This window comes from Luteibacter jiangsuensis, from assembly GCF_011742555.1.
GTDB lineage: Bacteria > Pseudomonadota > Gammaproteobacteria > Xanthomonadales > Rhodanobacteraceae > Luteibacter > Luteibacter jiangsuensis.
The window spans coordinates 523,127-541,230 of sequence record NZ_JAAQQR010000003.1 but is presented as its reverse complement, the minus strand read 5'-3'; the positions used below and the strand labels follow the sequence as shown (position 1 = coordinate 541,230).

Sequence of the window (18,104 nt, the reverse complement as noted above, 5' to 3'; positions counted from 1 at the left end):
CCCACACAAAGCGTTCGGATCGCTTTGTGTGGGAGCCGCTTCAGCGGCGATGGACGCTCGCGACAAGATTGCCCGCTGCCGCGGGATCGCCGGCATAGCCGGCTCCCACATAAGGCATTTCACACCACTGCAAGTCTCATATCTCGCAGGGCAAGCCGGTTCCATATAAGGCAAGCGAGTTTCAGTGCGCCGGCGTGGTTTCCAGCTTCTTCGCCGGCGCCAGCCTGTCCTGCAGGCGATTCATGTACAGGTAGATCACCGGCGTGAGGTAGAGCGTCAGGATCTGCGACACGATCAGTCCACCCACCACCGCAAGCCCCAGAGGACGCCGCGTTTCCGCACCGGCGCCGATGCCCAGCGCGATGGGCAGCGTGCCCGCGAAAGCGGCCATCGTGGTCATCATGATGGGGCGGAAACGCACCCGGCATGCTTCGTAGATGGCGTAGAACGGCGCCAGGCCTGCCTCGCGCTGCCGCTCCAGCGCGAAGTCGATCATCATGATCGCGTTCTTCTTCACGATGCCCACCAGCATGATGATGCCGACGAACGCGAACAGGTCGAGCGACGCATTGAAGATCACCAGCGTGAGCAACGCGCCGACCGCGGCGGCGGGCAGGCCGGAGAGAATCGTCAACGGATGGATGAAGCTCTCGTAGAGGATGCCGAGCACGAGATAGATCACGAACACGGCCAGCAGGAGCAACAGGCCCATGCCTTTCACCGAATCCTGGAAGGCCTGCGCGGTGCCCTGCACCGAACCGCTGAGCGTGGGCGGCAGTTTCATGTCGGTGGTCGCGCGGTCGATGCTCGCCACCGCGTCGCTCAGCGATACGCCCGGCGCAAGGTTGAACGACACCGTGACCGCCGGCAGCTGGCCCTGGTGGTTTACCGTGAGCACCTGCGGCACGCGCTGGAAGCTCGCCACCGTGTTCAAGGGAATGAGCTTGCCGCTATCCGAGGTGACATAGAGCCGCGACAGCACGGCGGGATCGTCCTGCATGCGCCGTTCCACCTGGAGGATCACCCAGTACTGCGTGGCGGCGCCGTAGATCGTCGAGATCTGATTCTCGCCGAACGCGGTGCCGAGCGCCGTCTGCACCTGGTCCATGGTGAGGCCCAGCGGCGCGAGCTTGTCGCGATTCACCGTCACGACCATGGATGGGCTATTGAGATCGAGATCGGTGGTCACATCCTGGAAGCCGGGCAGCTTCTGGAACGCGGCCACGAGGCGGCCCGACCAGTCGTAAAGCGCATGCAGGTCGGTCGACTGCACCGTGTACTGGTATTGCGCCTTCGATTGCCGCCCTCCGACCTGGATCGCGGGGGGATTCTGGATATAGGTGCGGATGCCCGGCACTTCGGCGAACTTGCGGCGCAGCTCCTGGATCACCTCGTCGGGCGTGGTGTAGCCACGATCGGCCCGCGGTTTCAGGCGCAGGAGCATGGATCCTGCATTCGCCGTGGCGCGCGGTCCGCCCGCACCGACGCTGGACATCACCGCTTCGATGTTCGGGTCTTGCTGCGCGATGGCGGCCAGCGCCTGCTGGCGTGCCGACATCGCGGCGAAGGAAATGTCGGTCGGGCCTTCCGTGGTCACGCGTAACTGCCCGCTGTCGCCGGCCGGAATGAAGTCCTTGGGCGTGACCACGAAAAGCACACCTGTCGCGACGAGGCTCAGCGCGAACACGCCGAGCACGGTGCGCGGATGCCGCATGCCCCACGACAACGAACGTGCGTAACCGTCCGACACGGCGGTGAAGCCCCGGTCGAACCAGCGCACGATGAAACTCGGCTTGTCGTGCGCATGCGCCTTGACGAAGCGGCTGCACAACATGGGCGTGAGGGTGATCGACACGAAGCCCGAGATGAGGATCGAGACGCTGATGACCACCGCGAACTCGTGGAACAGCCGGCCGACGATGCCGCCCATGAACATCACCGGGATGAACACAGCCACCAGCGACAGGGTCATGGAGAAGATGGTGAAGCCGATCTCGTTGGCACCCTTCACGGCAGCTTCGAACGGCGCTTCGCCCGCTTCGATGTGACGCATGATGTTCTCGAGCATCACGATCGCGTCGTCCACGACGAAGCCCACCGCAAGCGTGAGCGCGAGCAGGGAAAGATTGTCCAGGCTGTAACCGAGGGCGAACATCGCGCCGAAGGTGCCCAGCACGGAGATGGGCAAGGCCACGGCCGGAATGAGGGTGGCGGAGGCATTGCCGAGGAACAGGTAGATCACCAGCACCACGAGCACGCCGGCCAGCACCAGCGTGAACTGCACGTCGTGCACGGATTCCCGGATCGAGGTCGAGCGGTCGTACATCACGCTCAGTTTCACCGAAGGCGGCAAGGTTTCCTTGAACCCGGGCAGGAGCGCGAGGATCTTGTCCACCGTCTCCACCGTGTTGGCGCCCGGCTGGCGCTGGATGGCGAGGGTGATCGAACGCCCGCCGTTGAACCAGCTGGCCTTCTGGTCGTCCTGCACGCTGTCGTGGGGTGTGGCGATATCGGACAGGCGAACGGGTGCACCGTTGCGATACGCCACCACCACCTGCGCATAGTCGGCCGCGCGCATCAGTTGTCCGTCCGAACGGATCGACAGCAACTGGCGCTTCCCGTTGAGCGAGCCCGTCGCCTTGTTCACGTTGGCGGCGGCGATGGCATCGCGCATCTGATCCACGCCGATGCCCGTTGCGGCGAGACGATCCGGATCGACGGCGATGCGCACCGCGTATTTCTGCGAGCCGTAGACGTTCACCTGCGCCACGCCATCCACCATCGAGAGGCGCTGCGCCAGTTCGGTTTCGGCGTAGTCGTCCACCGTCGAAAGCGGCAGCGTGGACGATTGCATGGTGAGGAAGAGAATGGGTGCGTCGGCCGGGTTCACCTTGCGATAGGTGGGTGGCGTCGGCATCTCGCGCGGCAGCTGTCGGGTCGCGGCGGAAATGGCCGCCTGCACGTCCTGCGCGGCGCCGTCGATGCTGCGGTCCAACGCGAAGGTGACGGTGATGTTCGTGGAGCCCAGCGAACTGGACGACGTCATCGAATCGATGCCGGCGATGGTCGACAGCTGCGCCTCGAGGGGCGTGGCCACCGACGACGCCATCGTTTCCGGCGAGGCACCCGGCAGGCTCGCGCTGATGTTGATCGTCGGGAAGTCGACGTTGGGCAGTTCGTTCACCGGCAGCTTCGGATAAGCGGCGATACCGAAGATCACCAGCGCCGCCATCAGCAGCGTGGTCATCACCGGCCGGCGGATGCAGAGTTCCGGCAGGTTCATGGGCGCGCCCTCAACCCTCGTCGACGCGCACGCGCGCGCCGTCGACGAGCAGCATCTGGCCTTCCGTCACCACGCGTTCGCCCGCCTGCAATCCCTTGTCGACCACCACGCGATCGGCGGTGGTGGCGCCCGTGGTGATCGTGCGCTGTTCGACGCTGCCGTCCTTCTTCACCACGAAGACGAAGGTGCCCTCGGTCGAACTCTGCAATGCCACCACCGGAATGCTCACCGCGTCGAGCAGCCGTGTCGTCGGCAGCGTCACTTCCGCGAACTGGCCGGGCGTGAGCCGCCCGTCGGCATTGGCGAACCGACCCTTGAGCACGATGGTTCCCGTGGTGGCATCCACCGCGTTGTCGATGAATTCCAGTTCGCCCGTCAACGGCTCGCCGTCGTCGCCCGGGATCTTCGCGTGCACCGGCAGGCTGCCGCGTCGCGCGCTGTTGCGCACGGCCGCGAGGCTGTCCTCGGGAATGGAGAAGGCGACGCGGATGGGGTCCACCTCGTTGAGCACGACGATGTCGGTGGTGTCGCCATTGAGCGTCGCGCCCGGGTAGGCCAGCGGCGCGCCGGTCACGCCATCGAAGGGCGCCACGATGGTGGTGAAGTCGAGTTGCGTCTTGGCGGCCCTGGCGGCAGCGCGGTCGCTCTCGAGGGCGGCGCGGGCCACGCCGAGGTTGGCCTTGTAGAGGTCGAAATCGGCGCGGCTGACAAAACCCTTCCCGAGCATGTTCTGGTATCGGGCCAGATCGGCCTCGGCCTTCACGAGCTGGGCCTGGTCGCGCGCGACGTTGCCCATGGCTTCGTCATACGCCGCCTGCAACGGGCGGGGATCGACCTTCGCGAGCAACGCGCCCTTCTTCACGTGGCTTCCCGGCGTGAACGCCAGCGATTCCAGCTGCCCGTCGACACGCGAGCGCACGTTCACGGTGGAATAGGCCTCGGCCCGTCCGATCACCTTGAGGGAAAGATCGATTTCGCCCCGCGTGGCCGTGGCGACCGTGACCGGAACGCCCGCCGACGCGCCTTTGGCGGCGGCCCCTGTGACGGCCTCGCCACCGCCCTTGCCATGTTGCCGCCACAGCCCGAAAACGACGACCGCGACGACCACGAGGCCGACGATGAGGAGGAGTTTCTTCCCGGGGGATCGCTGCATGTGGGCTCCGGCCGAATCCATCGGATCGGTCGCCACGCTGGGGAGGCGCGGACTGGGTTCAAGGACGGTTATCCGTAAAAGCTAACGCACATCCCCGCCGTAGGTTGACCGGCGCTCAGCTTTCCTCGTCCGGCCCGTCCAGACCCTGGAGATTTTCCTTCATGCGGTCGAGCACGGCCAGCATGGTCTGAAGCTCTTCGGTGGAGATGCCCTGGGTGGCATCGCGACGCAGGCCGCGCGCGATGTCCTCCATGTCGTCGATGACGCCGCGGGCCTGGTCGGTGTCGTGCAGGCGCCAGGCGCGACGGTCCTTCGGATCGGCCCGGCGTTCGACGAAGCCGGCCGACTGCAAGCGATCGATGACGCGGCCCACGGCGATGGGTTCCATGTCCAGCTGTTCGGCCAGTTCGTTCTGACGCATGCCGGGGCGACGATGCAGCGCCTTCAGGGCGCGCCACTGGGCGCGGGTAAGGCCGAAACGCACAGCCCTCCGGTCGAAGTGCTTGCGGAACAGCAAGGTCACGTCGTTGATGAGGTATGCGAACGAGATATCTTCGGCTTTGAGTTCGGCCATGGCCCTTGGTGGATCGCTGCTTTGTCCCGGACATCGTAGCCAATTGCCACTTGGCCGTCACAAGGAGTTTTCCTATGAAAGTCGAAGTGATCGAAACGGATATCACCACCCTGGCGGTGGATGCCATCGTGAACGCCGCGAACGAATCGCTCCTGGGCGGCGGCGGTGTCGACGGTGCGATACACCGCGCCGCCGGGCCGGCGCTTCTGGCGGCATGCCGTGCCTTGCCGGAAGTGCGCAGGGGCGTGCGATGCCCGACGGGGGAAGCCCGGTACACGCCGGGATTCGACCTGCCCTCGCGCTTCGTGATCCATACGGTCGGGCCAGTCTGGCATGGCGGTGACCGCGGCGAACCTGGCCTTTTGGCCGACTGCTATAAGAATTGCCTCAAAATCGCACGGCAACTGGCCCACGATTCGATCGCCTTCCCGGCGATCAGCGCGGGCATCTATGGCTACCCGCCGGAAGCGGCAGCGGAGGTCGCCGTGACGACGATCCGCCACGCCGAGTGGACTCCGGAGCGCGTGGTCTTCTGCACCTTCGGCACGCGGATGACCGACATCTACCGCGCCCAGGTGTAGCCCGGTCTTAGCGGGGATAGAGCGGCGGCAGGCCCGGGGCGGTATCGGCGGGCGGCGATACCTTCCAGTCGAATCCCTTGGCGAAGGCGTCGCGCAGCGCCGCACCCGGAACGGGACCGTCCGCAAAACGCGCACGCTGCAATGCCGCGATGGCCTGCGTTTGCGGGCCGTCGCGAAGTTGGTCCGACAGACCGCCCAGCGAACGGACGCTCGGGCGGACCGCGCGAGCCCATTGCAGCAACCCCCGCTCGATGGCCGCCGGATCGTTACCGGCCGCCAGCTCAAGGAACCGCTTGTGTGCCGCGCGTTCGCGCAAGGGTGCCTCGGCATCGGCGGGCGTGGTCGCCGGCTTGCGCAAGCGGTGACGCCGGGCGAACACGAACCATGCGGCAAGCGTCAGGAGCCACAGCGCGAGCACGCCCACGAACAACCATCGCCAGGGCATCGCATCGCCGGTCACGGGAACAGGTGACGTCGCCGCGGTGCCGGCAGACGCGGGCGCCGGTGCCGGCGTATCCGCTGCGGGCGCCTTCGCGGCCGGGTTGGCGGGCGGTGCGGCACTCGCCGCGCCCCCCGGCGTCACCACGATATCGTGCGCGGGCACGGTGGCGACCTCGGCTTTGTCCGTGACCACGTTCCACCAGTGCAGCGTGGTGGCCGGGATATGCAATGTGCCCGCCCGGGTGGGAACCACCGCGAAGCCCTGCTGGCGGCGACCGGTCACCCAGGGACCACTCACGCCGCCGCCGGTCACTGCCTTGTCGGGATAGACGTCGGCGCCGTCCAGGGTGGGCAGCGACAACGCGGGCAGCGCTTCGAACGGCATGCCGGTGGCGCTGAGGCGCATGGTCAGTGTGATCGGCTGACCGACGCGCGCCTTGCCGTCGGGCGGCAATCCGTCGAGCGCGAGCTTCAGGTCGCGAGCCGGAATCCAGGCGCCGTCGGTGGCGGACGCCGGACGGCCCTTCACCTCGACGCGGAGCTTTTCGGCAACGGCATTCACCGGTTCGCCAGCACCGAAGAAAGAGTTGGCGTCAGTGGGGTCCACGGCCGTGCCCTGGAACGTGGGTGGCTGGATCTCGAGCGTGCCGGCGTGCTGCGGAAAGATGGCGTAGTGCCGTTCGACGACGTTGAACCGGCGGCCGCCCCGCATTGCCTGGTAATTCGCGTCCTGCCCGATGCGTCGCACCTCGGCGCCTTCGGCGGAGGGATCGCCCAACTGCCCGTCGGCGAGGTTCACCGCAAAATAGAGGCGCAAGGTGTAGTCGATCTGCTGGCCCACGTAGGCCTTGGTCGGATCTGCCGTGCCTTCCAGCACCACGGGCCGGTCGGCCGCTGCGGGACCGGTGTCGTTGGAAGCCACCACGTCCAGCGACACGGGCTGCGTCTGCTGGCCGCCGATGCTGAGGGGCGGCACGGTGAGGTGACCCTCGCGCCGCGGGCGCAACGCGATGCCCAGGATGGTGCGTGACTCGCGCCTGCCGTTGACGATGCTCAAGGTGTGGTTCGTGGACGTGCCGAGCACCACGAAATCCGGGGTGAGCGGAGAAAGGTCCGGCGACTCGGTCGTCTGGTCGGCAATCTCGATATTGAGCGTGACCGTCTCGCCCACACCGACCTTGCTGCGGTCGAGCGACGCCACCGGCGCCGCGTCCTGCGCCCAGGCAAGGCACGGCAAACATCCCAGCACGATGCCGAGCAGGATACTGCGCACGTTCATTCTTCCGGCTCCGCGCCATGGCGGCGTTGGTATTCGAGCATGAACTTCCTCCGTAGCAGACCGCCCGGGTCGTCGGGCACACGCATCAGCGCACGCCGCACATCGGCAGGCAGCTTCGAGGACGCGTCGTCGCTGGAGACGGCACCGAGGTCGTGCTCCTTACCGCTGTCCTGCGCTGCCTTCTTCGCCGCGAGGGCCTCGTCCATCTTCTGCTTCAGCGCCTGCTGCGCTTCCTGCGCCTGTGCGCGTTCCGCCTGCGACTTCGCTTCGGCGTCGCCCTGCGGCGCCTGGGCCTTGCCGTTGTCCTTGCTGCGATCGCCGCCTTCGCCCTCGCCGGCCTTGTCCTGATTGCCCTGCTGTTGACCGTTCCCGTTGCCGTCGGCACCGGACTGCTTGCCCTGTTCGCCCTGCTGGCCGTCCTTGCCGTCCTGCTGGCCCTGCTGCTGGTTGCGCTCACCGGACTGGTTTTTCGGATCCTTGTCCTGGCCGCCCTTGCCGCCCTGCTTGTCCTGGTTCTGCTTGTTCTCTTCCTGCTGTTTCTTCAGGAAGTCGGCCACGGCCTTGCGGTTCGCGGCGGCGTCCTCGTTGTGCGGATTCGCTTTCAGCGCGCGATCGTAGGCAGCCAGCGCGTCCTCGTAGCGCTGCTGCTTCGCCAGCGCGTTGCCGAGGTTGTACTGCGAGTCGCTGTCGCCGCGTTGCGCGAGGGATGCCTCGGCCGCGGCGTAATCGCCTGCGCGATACGCGGCGGCACCACGCAGCGCAGGATCTTCCGCAAGGGCCTGTGCGCGATGCGCGTCGCCGGCGGCGAGCGCGCGTGCGGCTTGCTGGTCGCGCGTGCGGAAGGCATCGGTGACGCCATCCGCGCGTGCGGGCGACAGCGGCAGCAGCGCCAAGGCGAACACCAGCAGCCAGCCACGCCGGAACGCGAGCGCCACGATCGGCAACAAGGGCAGCAGCAGCCATGGGCCGCGGTCCTGCCATTGGCCCGACGCGGCGCCTTCCACGGCCTTGCCGTCGCCTTCGCCGTGTGCAAGCCCGGCCAGGGCGGTCACGTCGGAATCGTCGTCGGCGACGGCGACGAAACGCCCGCCACCCGCGTCCGCCACGGCAGCAAGCGATGCGTCGTCGCGCGGTGCCATCACGATGTTTCCGCGCGCATCCTTCAGGAACCCGCCGTCGTCGGTCGCGATGGGGCCGCCGCGTTCGCTGCCGATGCCGAGTACCGAAACCCGGTCGCCCGCCGAACGCGCGCGCCGGGCTGCCGCCGCGGCGGCGGCGTCGGCCCGGTCGGTCACCAGCACGATGGAGCCGCCGCGGAGGTCGGCGCGGTGGATGAGATCGGCCGCCATATCGATCGCCTTGGCGGGGTCGTCGCCGTCCACCGGCATCGTGTCCGGTGCCAGGGCGGCGAGGAGGTCGTCCACGCTGTGCGCGTCCGTCGTGAGCGGCGCCACGGTGAAAGCTTCGCCCGTGTACGCCACCAGCGCGTTCATGCCGCCGCGATTGGCGGCGTACAGCTCGCGCACCTTGTAGCGCGCACGGCTCAGGCGATCGGGAACGACATCGTGCGAGAGCATATGAGGCGACATCGACACGACGACGACCTGCGCGGAACGCTCGGCGAACAACGGTTGCGACTGTCTGTCCCAGGTGGGGCCGGCGAGCGCGAGCACGGCCAGCACCGCGGCACAGATAAATGCCGCGACTGGGCCGCGCGACGCGGACGGCGTGCCGTCGAGCAGATAAGGCAGCAGGGCAGGATCGGCGAGGCGGGCGAGCATGCGCTCCCCCGCCTTGCGCCGGCTGCCGATCCAGGCGAGCACGGGCACGAGAAGCAGCAGCCAGAGCCAGCGCGGTTCGAGGAAATGGAAATCGGCAAGCCACGTCTTCATGCGACGGCCCTTCGTCCCACATAACGGGGCAACACGGCGATGCCGAACAGGACCAGCGCGGCGAGCAGTGGCCAGCGGAAGAGTTCGAAGCGGGGCCGCAACGCGGCACCTTGCTGCGGCACAGGCTCCAGTTCGTCAATGGCGCGATAGGCGGCCGCCAACTGGTCCGTGTCGGTGGCGCGGAAGAAGCGCCCGCCGGTCTGGTTGGCGATGTCGGTGAGCATGCCCACGTCCAGGTCAGCGGAAGGATTGACGACGCGGGTCCCGAAGAAATCGGGCACGCGCATCGCATTCGCGCCGATGCCGATGGTGTACACGCGTACCCCGGCCGCCTTGGCCGCGCGGGCCGCTTCGCGCGGCGCGATGGAACCGGCGTTGTTCACGCCGTCGGTCAGCAGTACGACCACGCGCGCCGCTTCCGGCATGTCGACAAGACGCTTCACGGCCACGGCGAGGGCATCGCCGATGGCGGTTTCCCGCCCTGGAAGACCCACGACGGCACCATGCAGCTGCGCGCGCACGGCATCCAGGTCGTACGTGAGCGGCGTGACGAGGTACGCCTGCGAACCGAACAGGATCAGGCCCAGTTCGTCGCCCGCACGGCGGTCGATGAAATCGCCGGCGATCGCTTCCACGGCGGCGAACCGCGTCACCTGCCGTCCCGCCAGTTGCATGTCGTCGAGCGACATGCTGCCGGACAGATCCACCGCCATCATCAACGCGCGGCCGCTGCGACGCTGCGGCTCCGGCGGCCCAAGGTGTTGCGGACGCGCCGCCGCCACTACGAGGCACAACCACGCAAGCGCCAGCAGCACCGTGGCCGCGAAAGGCGCGCGGGCGAGCGAGGACTGCACGAGGGACAGGCCCGGCTGCGGCAGGTTCAACGCCTGTGCCGGCTTCAGCGGACGCAGCACGTGGCGCAGCACCCAGGGCAGCGGAAGCGCGAGGAACATCCAGGGCCATGCGAACTCAGGCAGCGACATGCGAGCGCCTCCTGGCCAGCGCCTTGCGTACCCACGCCTCGACGGCGGCCGCCGTCTCACGCACGTCGATGTCCGCCACCGGGCGGTATTTCGCTTCGTCCAATGCCGCGAGGCGCGACACGTCCCGATCCGGTGCGATGGCGGCAAGCGCCTGGCGCCATGCGGCACCGGACAGCGTCGCACTGCGCGGGTCGCGGAAACGCGCCACGCGGCGAACGAGCTGACTCGCGGTGGCGGCGAAGGCGAGCGTGTCGCCATCTTCCGCATGCCGCGCCGTTGCGGTGCGCAGATCCGCAAGCGACGCATCCACGAAACGCCGCCACGCCGCGCGCCGGCGCAGGAAAACAGTGAGTGCGATCGCGGCAGCCAGCAGTAGCGCAAGGAGCAGCCACCAGCCCGGGGCGAGCGGCCACCACATGGACACGTGCGGCACGTGGATGTCGCGCAGTTCGGGACCGTTGGCTGGCATCAGCGTCCCCTTGCCGTGCCGAGCAGGGCCACGACCGCATCGAGCGGATCGGCGCTCGTGTCGAGGGTGCGATGGCGAAGCCCGAGGCTGTCGCAAAGTTCGTCCAGGCGACGATGGCCCTCGCCCAGGCTGCGCGCGAAGTCGCTGCGCTGGCGTTCGCCCTGCAACACCACGTCGTAGTGCACGCCACGATGGGCGAAGGGATAGCGGCCCGCCGGCGGTTCGGACAGCTCCAGTGGATCGGCGACGGTGAGCACCGCGACCTCGGCCTTGGCGACGAGGCCGAGCATGCGCCCGCGCGCCGCCGCATCCACCGCGAAACCGTCGCTCACCAGCAACACGCGGGAGGCCCCGTGCATGAGCCGGCCGGCGCGCTGCAGCGCCGCCGATAACGACTCGTCTTCGCCGGGCGGCAGCGCATCCCACGCGGCAAGCGCACCGGCCACGGCCAGTGCCCCGCGCGATCCGCCCTGCGGGCGCAACAGCTGGCGCTGTCCGCCGAAAGCCAGCACGCCCACGCGGTCGGCACCGCGCACGGCGTACCACGCGGCCATGGCGGCAGCCCGCGCCGCCTGCACCGACTTGAAGCGGGTGCGCGTGCCGAAGCGCATGCTGACGTTGGTGTCGAGCAGGATGAGCAGCCGCCCTTCCCTTTCTTCCTGGAACAGTTTGGTATGCGCCACGCCGCTTCGCGCGGTGAGGCGCCAGTCCATCCGGCGCACATCGTCGCCGGCCTGGTACACGCGCGATTCGGCGTAATCCATGCCGCGGCCGTGCAGGCGGCTGGGCCGCTGGCCGCTGCGCTGCACGCGCGAGGTCACGGACGGCGCGGGGGCGCGCGCCACTCGCGAACGCAGAGCGATGAGTTCCGGGAGCGACACATGGACGCGCCCATCGGCGATGGGGGCCACGGCGCTCACGGCAGCGGCACGAGGTCCAGCAGGCGGTCGATCACGGTATCGATGCGCACGCCCTCGGCTTCCGCCTCGTAGCTGGGCAGCACGCGGTGCCGCAGTACCTCGTGCGCGATCGCGTGGATGTCGTCCGGCACGACATAGTCGCGGCCGGCCAGCCAGGCATGCGCACGGGCGCAGCGATCGAGCGCGATCGTGGCACGCGGGCTCGCGCCCCAGGCGATCCAGCGGGCCAGCTCCTGGCCGTAGCGTCCGGCATCGCGCGACGCGACCACCAGTTGCGTGATGTAGAGCTCGAGCGGCTCCGCCATGTGCACGGCCAGCACCGCCTCGCGCGCCGCGAATACGTCTGCCGGGGTCAACATGTGCACCGGCCTGGCCGCCGGATGCAGCGTCTCGCGCGCCTGTTCGCGCGCAAGGCGGAGGATGGCCAGTTCCGCGTCGGCATCGGGGTAACCGATGGTCACGTGCATGAGGAAGCGGTCCAGCTGGGCTTCCGGCAGCGCGAAGGTGCCTTCCTGCTCGATGGGGTTCTGCGTGGCCATGACCATGAACAGGTCCGGCAACGGCCAGGTGCGCCGCCCGATGGTGATCTGCCGCTCGGCCATGGCTTCCAGAAGCGCCGACTGCACCTTCGCCGGGGCGCGGTTGATCTCGTCGGCCAGCACGATGTTGTGGAAAAGCGGACCGCGCTCGAACTCGAAGCTGCCCGTCTGCGGCCGGAAGATGTCGGTACCGGTGAGATCGGCCGGCAGCAGGTCCGGCGTGAACTGGATGCGGTGGAAGTCGGCCTCCACACGGGTGGCCAGCGCCTTGATCGCCGTGGTCTTGGCGAGCCCCGGGGCGCCCTCCACCAGCAGGTGGCCGTCGGCCAGCAGGGCGATGAGCAGGCATTCGACCAGGTGCGGCTGACCGATGATGCCGGTGGCCAGGTCCTCGCGCAGGCGGACGAAGGCGTCCTGGAGCGGCGTGGCGGCAATGGGCGTAGCTGACATCGTGGGCATCCCGGACAAGGCGAAGGCCCGATCAGACCACAGCACCGCCAATAAGTTTAGGGCCGGAGGTCATCGGCCCCACCCCCGCACAGCCACGCGGCCCTTGCGACTGCCTGATTCTTGCGCCTTTCGGTCAAAAAAAACGCCCGCGCGAGGCGGGCGTTCGATTCGGAGCGTGGTGCGGCTTACTGCAACGTATCGCTCAGGATGCGCGGCGTGACGAAGATCAGCAGCTCGGCCTTGTTGTTGCCGCGGTTCGTACGGCGGAACAGCACGCCGATACCGGGGATATCGCCCAGGCCGGGCACCTTGTCCGTGGTGTTGGTCTTGGTGATCTCGTAGATGCCACCGAGAACCACGGTCTGGCCATTGTCGACCAGCACCGAGGTGTTGATCTCACGCGTATCGATCGAGGGGACGAAGCCACCGCCCGGCGACGGCGTGTTGCCGGCGAGGGCGTCCTTCTTCACGTTGATCTTCAGGTACACGCGGCTGTCGGCGGTGATGGTGGGCGTCACGCGCAGTTCGAGCACGGCGTCCTTGAACTGCACGGTGGCGTTCTGCGCGCCGCCGCCCGAGCTGGAGGCCTGGTAGGTCACGTAGCCGATCTGCGTACCCTGCTTGATGACGGCTTCCTGCTGGTTCGCCGTGATGACGCGCGGGCTGGAGATCACCTCGCTGCGGCCTTCGGTCTGCGCCGCCGACAATTCCAGGTCGACGAGGTAGTTAGCACCGAGGATGGCGAGACCGATGCTGCCCGACGGATTGGAGACCGGAAGGTTGACGTTGTAGCCGCCCGGCAGCGTGTACGGCTGGCGGGTGGGCAACGTACCGGTCGAACCGTTGGCGATGTACTGGTTGACCGCGTTGGCGTAGTTCACGTCGCTGTTGCGAACGCTGGTGACGAGTCCGCCGGTGCCGCCGCCGGTCGTGCCGGTGCCGCCGCTGCTCAGGTCGGGGGTGGTACCGATGATCTGGTTGGCATTGTTGTGGTTGAACGCCTGGGCGCCCCAGCGCACGCCCAGCTGGCGCGTGAACTGGTCCGTGGCCACGACGATGCGCGATTCGATCAGCACCTGCTGCACCGGGCGATCGAGCGTGCCGATGAGTTCGCGCAGGTCGCGGATCTTGTCCGGCGTGTCGTTGATGAGCAGGGTGTTCGTGCGGTCGTCGAAAGAGACGCTGCCGCGCGGCGAGAGGAAGCCGCGGGTGCTGCCACCGGTGGAACCGCCGCCGCCCTGCAGGCTGCCCTGGGTGAGCAGCTTGGCGATGTCTTCCGCCTTGCCGTAGCTGATCGGAATGTAGTCGGACACCAGCTCGGCGGAGTCTTCAGCCTTCTGGCGGGCATCGGCGAGGCTCTGCTCGTAGCTGGCCAGTTCGGCCTGCGGAGCGATCCACACGACGTTGCCGCTACGACGCTTGTCCAGCCCCTTGGCGCGCAGGATCACGTCCAGCGCCTGGTCCCACGGGGTGTTCACGAGACGCAGGGTGACGCTGCCGCCCACGCTGTCGGATGCCACGAGGTTGAGCTTGGCTTCGTCGGCGATGAGCTGGAGGGCCGAGCGGACGGGGATGTCCTGAAAATTGAAGGTCAGGCGGGAACCCGAATACGTCGGTTCCTGACCCTTCGCGGCCTTGCCCGTCGGCGCGGCGACCTTCTTCGGTGCGATTTCCACGGCGTACTCGGTGCCGTTCTGGTAGGCCGACACTTCGACCTCGCCCCGGGTACGGATGTCGAGGCGGGCGCCGCCCGGACGGGAGCTGGGTTCGATCGACTGCACCGGCGTGGCGAAATCGAGCACGTCGAGGCGCTGGTTGAGCTTCGGTGGCAGCGAGGTGCCCGGCAGGCTCACCACGACATGGTCGCCTTCGCGGTGCATCTCCGGCGTGGACGTGGCCGAGCCGAGGGTCACCAGCACACGGCCTTCGCCGTTCTGGCCACGGCGGAAGTCGATGTTCGACAGCGGCGTGCCGGCGCTGGACGGCAGCGCCTTGGTCGGATCCGAGACGATGGCCGTGGTGGTGGTGGCGCCGGTCGGACCGTTGTTGACCGTGACCACGAGGTTCTTGCCGTCGACGCGGGTCTTGTAGGCGGAATCCCGGAACAGCTCCACGGTGACGCGGGTGCGGCCGCCGGCGGATATCACCGAAACGCCCGAGGTCGCGCCCTTGCCGATGTCGATATGACGCGTGCTGAACGCGTTCGCGGTGTCGGGCAGGTCGATGGCGATGCGGGGCGGATTGCTGGTCGTAAAGACCTTCGGCTCCGGTGCCCGTTCGGAGAACGCCAGGGTCAGCTCCACGCGGCCGCCGGGCTGCGCGTCGTAGCTGACCTTCTGCAGCGCGTTCGCCGCCGCGGCATTGCCGGCGAAGGCTCCCGCGAGAGCCATGGCGGCGCCGAGGATCCAGCGCCGCGGCCGGTGGCGCGCGCTACCCGGCAGATGATTGAGTTTGGTCGTCATGTGCGTCATCCCCGAGTTCTTATTTCTCACCGACCGCGATGCTTGCCGGACGCTCCATCCAACCGCCGGCGCCGTTTGGCACCAGCTCGACCAGATCGATACGGTCCTCCCCGACGGCCGTAACCCGGCCGTAGGCTTGCCCCATGTATTCATTACGGTGGACCCGGTGGATCACGCCGCCAGGGTCTTTCACGAGTGCCTCGAGCTTGGCACCAGCACCAACCGTGCCAACCATCTTCAGGCTGTCCAGGGAAAACATTTCCAGGGGCTCCTTCGGACGGTTCTCGTCGGGCCGTGGTCCGTTGGAAGCGGCGGTGTCCATTTCGGCCGAGCTGGGGCTGAACGGATCGCGGGCGCCCTGGTCCTGGTAGGCGAAGGTCTCGAACGTGCGGATGACCGGCAGCGGCGGAATCGGCACGCCTTTCTTGTGCTTTTCCGCATCGACCCACTCGCGCAGGTCGGACGTGCCGCGCGTGCAGCCGGCGAGGGCCAGCAGCGCGAACGCGCCGAGGCCGAGGGAACGCAGGATGGCGGAAGGGCGGGTCATCACTTTTTCTTCCCCTTCGCCGTCGTCGCCGGCTTCTTCGGCTGTTCGTCGTCGTCGAGGTAGCGGTAGGTCTTCACCGTCCCCTGCAGGACCAGGAGGCCGGAGCCGCCCTTGCCGTCCTTGCCCGCGTCTTTCGGGCTAAGCGACACGTCGTGCAGTGTCAGGATGACGACGCGCGGCAGCGAGGCCACGCCGCTGATGAACGTGCCGAACTGGTGGTAGGTGCCCACCATGCGCAGGGTGATCGGCTTCTCGGCGTAGAAGTCCTTCGGCGTTTCCGGGCCGGGCTGGAACAGTTCGTTCTCGATGCCGGCGGCCAGGGCCGTCTGCGAGATGTCGATGAGCAGCTCCGGCATCTCGGTCTTGCTGGGCAACTGGCGCAGCAGGGTGCGCAGCATGTCCTGCATGTCGGCCAGCTGCTGTTCCAGCGCTTCCAGGTTGGCCGACTTCGCCTGCTTGGCCGAGAACTCCGTCTTCAGCCGTTCTTCCTGGCTCTCGGCGTTCGCCAGGTCGTCCTGCTGGGAGCTGATCTGGAAATACCAGCCGGCGAGCAGGACCACCACGAACACGAGGCCGGTGAAGAAGAGCTTGATCGACTTCGGCCAGCCACCGACGTTGTGGCGATCGAGGTTGCGCAGATCGTCAAGGAATTTCATGGCTTGGCTCCTGCGGGCGCGGGCGCGGCAGGCGGGCTGGCCGGTGCGGGCGCGGCAGGCGCCTGGTTCGCGGCGGCGGGTGCCGGCGTGCCGGTCGCGGATTGGGCGGCCTGGACCAGCGGTGCCGGCACGGCGGCCCCGCCGTCCGGCGTGGTAGCGGCCGCTCCGGCAGCGGCGGGCGCCGCATCCGCAGCGGTGTCCGACGGGCTGTTCAGGCGCACGTCGAGACCGAAGCGATACGGCATGCGCGAGCCGTCGTGGGTGTTTTCCGTCTTGCGCAGATCGACGTGCCCCATCCACGGCGAGCCTTCGATGTTGCGCATGTACTCGGCCACGCTGGAGTTCGACTGCGCCACACCGTCCAGCGACATCGACTGGGCCGACTGCTTCATGCCCGAGAGGCGCGCGCTGGCGGGAATCGTCTTCACCAGTTCGTCGAACAGGTGAACCATCTGCGAGCGGTTGGCCTGCAACTGCTCGATGATCTGCTTGCGCTGGAGCAGGTCGGCGCGAACCTTCTCGAGATCCTTGATCTTCGCGATGCGGTCGTCGAGCTGTTTGATTTCGCCTTGCAGGTAAGTGTTCCGGTCGCCCTGGTTGTCGATGCGGGCGTCCATCCAGAACGACCAGGCGATCAGCACCACGAGCGCGGCACCGAAGGCGAGGCCAAGCTGGATGTAGAACTCCCTCTCGCGTTGCTTGCGGCGCTCGGCGCGCCAGGGGAGCAGGTTTATGCGTGCCATCAGTCGAAGCTCCTCATGGCCAGGCCGACGGCGATCATCAGGGCGGGAGCGTCCTGGGCGAGGGTCTGGGCCTGTACCTTGCTCGACAGCGACATGCGGGCCAGCGGATTGGCCACCACGCAAGGCACACCCAGTTGCTGTTCGAGAAGTTCGGTGATGCCGTCGATGGCGGCGCAGCCGCCGGCCAGCACCACCTGGTCGACGCGGCTGTACTCGCTGCCGGCGAAGAAGAACTGGAGCAGGCGGCTCACCTGCTGCACCAGCGACTCCTTGAACGGTTCGAGGGCCTCGGCTTCGTAGGACTCCGGCAGGCCGCCCTTGCGCTTGGCGCGCCCGGCTTCCTCGTAGGAAAGGCCGTAGCGGCGCATGATCTCGTCGGTGAGCTGCTTGCCGCCGAAGACCTGCTCGCGGGAATAGATGGTGCGCTGGTTCTTCAGCACCGCCAGGGTGGTCATGGTGGCGCCGATGTCCACGACGGCCACCAAGGCGTCCCGGGACACCGCCAGCTGGTCCGCCACCATGCCGAAGGCGTTCTCCATGGCGAACGCCTCGACGTCGATGACCCGGGCGGTCAGGCCGCCCAGGTCAAGCGCGGCGATGCGCATGTCCACGTTCTCCGTGCGCGAAGCGGCCAGGAGCACGTTGTTCATCTCGGGATTGTCGCGAACGGGCCCCAGCACCTCGAAATCGAGGCTCACTTCCTCGATCGGGTAGGGAATGTACTGGTTGGCCTCGACCTGGATCTGCCCTTCGAGGTCGTCCTCGGAAAGGTCGGCCGACATGGGGATGACGCGGGTGATCACGGCGGACCCGGCCACCGCGGCCGCGGCGTGCCTGCTCTTGGAGCCGGACCGGGCCAGGGCACGGCGAATGGCCTCGCCCACCGCCTCGACCTCGACGATGTTCTTTTCCACCACCGCGTTCGGCGGCAGGGGTTCCACCGCGTAATGCTCCACGCGATAGCGCCCGCCGGCCTGGCTGAGTTGAAGCAGCTTTACCGCAGTCGAACTGATATCGACGCCGATCAACGGCGCCGCCTTCGGTGTAAAGAGCCCCACGATGTCCCCCTTCCCCGCGCCTTGTCGGAATTGGTCTTCGGCGCGAAGGCATTAAACCTAAACCTTAACGGATT

Annotated in this window: 15 protein-coding genes; 1 reads left to right on the top strand and 14 read right to left on the bottom strand. The window is 67.7% G+C overall.

Annotated features, from left to right (window positions below):
- Positions 1–181: 181 nt before the first annotated feature.
- The 3 genes from HBF26_RS09290 to HBF26_RS09280 form a co-directional block, all read right to left on the bottom strand.
- Entirely contained in the window at positions 182–3,283 is a 3,102-nt protein-coding gene (locus HBF26_RS09290; protein ID WP_167125247.1) for an efflux RND transporter permease subunit, read from the bottom strand.
- 10 nt (positions 3,284–3,293) lie between these two features.
- Complete coding sequence (locus HBF26_RS09285; protein WP_167125245.1) at positions 3,294–4,436, bottom strand: efflux RND transporter periplasmic adaptor subunit; 1,143 nt, start codon at positions 4,434–4,436, stop codon at positions 3,294–3,296.
- 115 nt (positions 4,437–4,551) lie between these two features.
- Positions 4,552–5,010 carry a MarR family winged helix-turn-helix transcriptional regulator gene (locus HBF26_RS09280; RefSeq protein WP_167125243.1) on the bottom strand — a complete coding sequence of 153 codons (459 nt, stop codon included), beginning with the start codon at positions 5,008–5,010 and terminating at the stop codon, positions 4,552–4,554.
- A 74-nt stretch (positions 5,011–5,084) separates the two neighbouring features.
- On the opposite strand from HBF26_RS09280, the gene HBF26_RS09275 reads away from it, so the two are divergent.
- On the top strand, positions 5,085–5,591 hold the full coding sequence (locus tag HBF26_RS09275) for an O-acetyl-ADP-ribose deacetylase (protein ID WP_167125241.1): 507 nt from the start codon (positions 5,085–5,087) through the stop codon (positions 5,589–5,591).
- Between the two features lie 7 nt (positions 5,592–5,598).
- On the opposite strand, the gene HBF26_RS09270 is transcribed toward HBF26_RS09275, so the two are convergent.
- The 11 genes from HBF26_RS09270 to HBF26_RS09220 all read right to left on the bottom strand — a co-directional run bounded on the left by HBF26_RS09270 (position 5,599) and on the right by HBF26_RS09220 (position 18,030).
- Positions 5,599–7,311 carry a BatD family protein gene (locus HBF26_RS09270; protein WP_167125239.1) on the bottom strand — a complete coding sequence of 571 codons (1,713 nt, stop codon included), beginning with the start codon at positions 7,309–7,311 and terminating at the stop codon, positions 5,599–5,601.
- The gene (locus tag HBF26_RS09265; RefSeq protein ID WP_167125238.1) at positions 7,308–9,203 is read right to left on the bottom strand and encodes a VWA domain-containing protein; all 1,896 of its coding nucleotides are present in this window, start codon (positions 9,201–9,203) and stop codon (positions 7,308–7,310) included. The genes HBF26_RS09270 and HBF26_RS09265 overlap by 4 nt, the downstream gene beginning before the upstream one ends.
- Positions 9,200–10,180, bottom strand: a complete 981-nt coding sequence (locus HBF26_RS09260) for a VWA domain-containing protein (protein WP_167125550.1) — start codon at positions 10,178–10,180, stop codon at positions 9,200–9,202. The genes HBF26_RS09265 and HBF26_RS09260 overlap by 4 nt, the downstream gene beginning before the upstream one ends.
- Positions 10,173–10,655 (bottom strand): DUF4381 domain-containing protein, encoded by a 483-nt coding sequence (locus tag HBF26_RS09255; RefSeq protein WP_167125237.1) that lies wholly within the window; start codon positions 10,653–10,655, stop codon positions 10,173–10,175. Before HBF26_RS09255 ends, HBF26_RS09260 begins: the two co-directional genes overlap by 8 nt.
- Positions 10,655–11,575 (bottom strand): DUF58 domain-containing protein, encoded by a 921-nt coding sequence (locus tag HBF26_RS09250; RefSeq protein ID WP_167125236.1) that lies wholly within the window; start codon positions 11,573–11,575, stop codon positions 10,655–10,657. The genes HBF26_RS09255 and HBF26_RS09250 overlap by 1 nt, the downstream gene beginning before the upstream one ends.
- Complete coding sequence (locus HBF26_RS09245) at positions 11,572–12,564, bottom strand: AAA family ATPase (RefSeq protein ID WP_167125235.1); 993 nt, start codon at positions 12,562–12,564, stop codon at positions 11,572–11,574. Before HBF26_RS09245 ends, HBF26_RS09250 begins: the two co-directional genes overlap by 4 nt.
- 185 nt (positions 12,565–12,749) lie before the next feature.
- A complete protein-coding gene (locus tag HBF26_RS09240) occupies positions 12,750–15,026 on the bottom strand; it encodes a type IV pilus secretin PilQ (protein ID WP_425482979.1) in 2,277 nt (758 codons plus the stop codon).
- Between the two features lie 19 nt (positions 15,027–15,045).
- Positions 15,046–15,573 carry a pilus assembly protein PilP gene (locus HBF26_RS09235; RefSeq protein WP_167125234.1) on the bottom strand — a complete coding sequence of 176 codons (528 nt, stop codon included), beginning with the start codon at positions 15,571–15,573 and terminating at the stop codon, positions 15,046–15,048.
- Positions 15,573–16,229 (bottom strand): type IV pilus inner membrane component PilO, encoded by a 657-nt coding sequence (locus tag HBF26_RS09230; RefSeq protein ID WP_167125233.1) that lies wholly within the window; start codon positions 16,227–16,229, stop codon positions 15,573–15,575. Before HBF26_RS09230 ends, HBF26_RS09235 begins: the two co-directional genes overlap by 1 nt.
- The gene (locus HBF26_RS09225; RefSeq protein ID WP_167125232.1) at positions 16,226–16,972 is read right to left on the bottom strand and encodes a PilN domain-containing protein; all 747 of its coding nucleotides are present in this window, start codon (positions 16,970–16,972) and stop codon (positions 16,226–16,228) included. Before HBF26_RS09225 ends, HBF26_RS09230 begins: the two co-directional genes overlap by 4 nt.
- Positions 16,972–18,030, bottom strand: coding sequence for a type IV pilus assembly protein PilM (locus tag HBF26_RS09220; protein WP_167028361.1), 1,059 nt, complete (start codon positions 18,028–18,030; stop codon positions 16,972–16,974). The genes HBF26_RS09225 and HBF26_RS09220 overlap by 1 nt, the downstream gene beginning before the upstream one ends.
- Positions 18,031–18,104: the final 74 nt, after the last annotated feature.

Excerpts from the sequence above, each read along its gene's own strand:
- HBF26_RS09290 (WP_167125247.1), bottom strand. The coding sequence starts at position 3,283 with ATGAACCTGCCGGAACTCTGCATCCGCCGGCCGGTGATGACCACGCTG.
- HBF26_RS09285 (WP_167125245.1), bottom strand. The coding sequence starts at position 4,436 with ATGCAGCGATCCCCCGGGAAGAAACTCCTCCTCATCGTCGGCCTCGTG.
- HBF26_RS09280 (WP_167125243.1), bottom strand. The coding sequence starts at position 5,010 with ATGGCCGAACTCAAAGCCGAAGATATCTCGTTCGCATACCTCATCAAC.
- HBF26_RS09275 (WP_167125241.1), top strand. The coding sequence starts at position 5,085 with ATGAAAGTCGAAGTGATCGAAACGGATATCACCACCCTGGCGGTGGAT.
- HBF26_RS09270 (WP_167125239.1), bottom strand. The coding sequence starts at position 7,311 with ATGAACGTGCGCAGTATCCTGCTCGGCATCGTGCTGGGATGTTTGCCG.
- HBF26_RS09265 (WP_167125238.1), bottom strand. The coding sequence starts at position 9,203 with ATGAAGACGTGGCTTGCCGATTTCCATTTCCTCGAACCGCGCTGGCTC.
- HBF26_RS09255 (WP_167125237.1), bottom strand. The coding sequence starts at position 10,655 with ATGCCAGCCAACGGTCCCGAACTGCGCGACATCCACGTGCCGCACGTG.
- HBF26_RS09245 (WP_167125235.1), bottom strand. The coding sequence starts at position 12,564 with ATGTCAGCTACGCCCATTGCCGCCACGCCGCTCCAGGACGCCTTCGTC.
- HBF26_RS09240 (WP_425482979.1), bottom strand. The coding sequence starts at position 15,026 with ATGACGACCAAACTCAATCATCTGCCGGGTAGCGCGCGCCACCGGCCG.
- HBF26_RS09235 (WP_167125234.1), bottom strand. The coding sequence starts at position 15,573 with ATGACCCGCCCTTCCGCCATCCTGCGTTCCCTCGGCCTCGGCGCGTTC.
- HBF26_RS09230 (WP_167125233.1), bottom strand. The coding sequence starts at position 16,229 with ATGAAATTCCTTGACGATCTGCGCAACCTCGATCGCCACAACGTCGGT.
- HBF26_RS09225 (WP_167125232.1), bottom strand. The coding sequence starts at position 16,972 with ATGGCACGCATAAACCTGCTCCCCTGGCGCGCCGAGCGCCGCAAGCAA.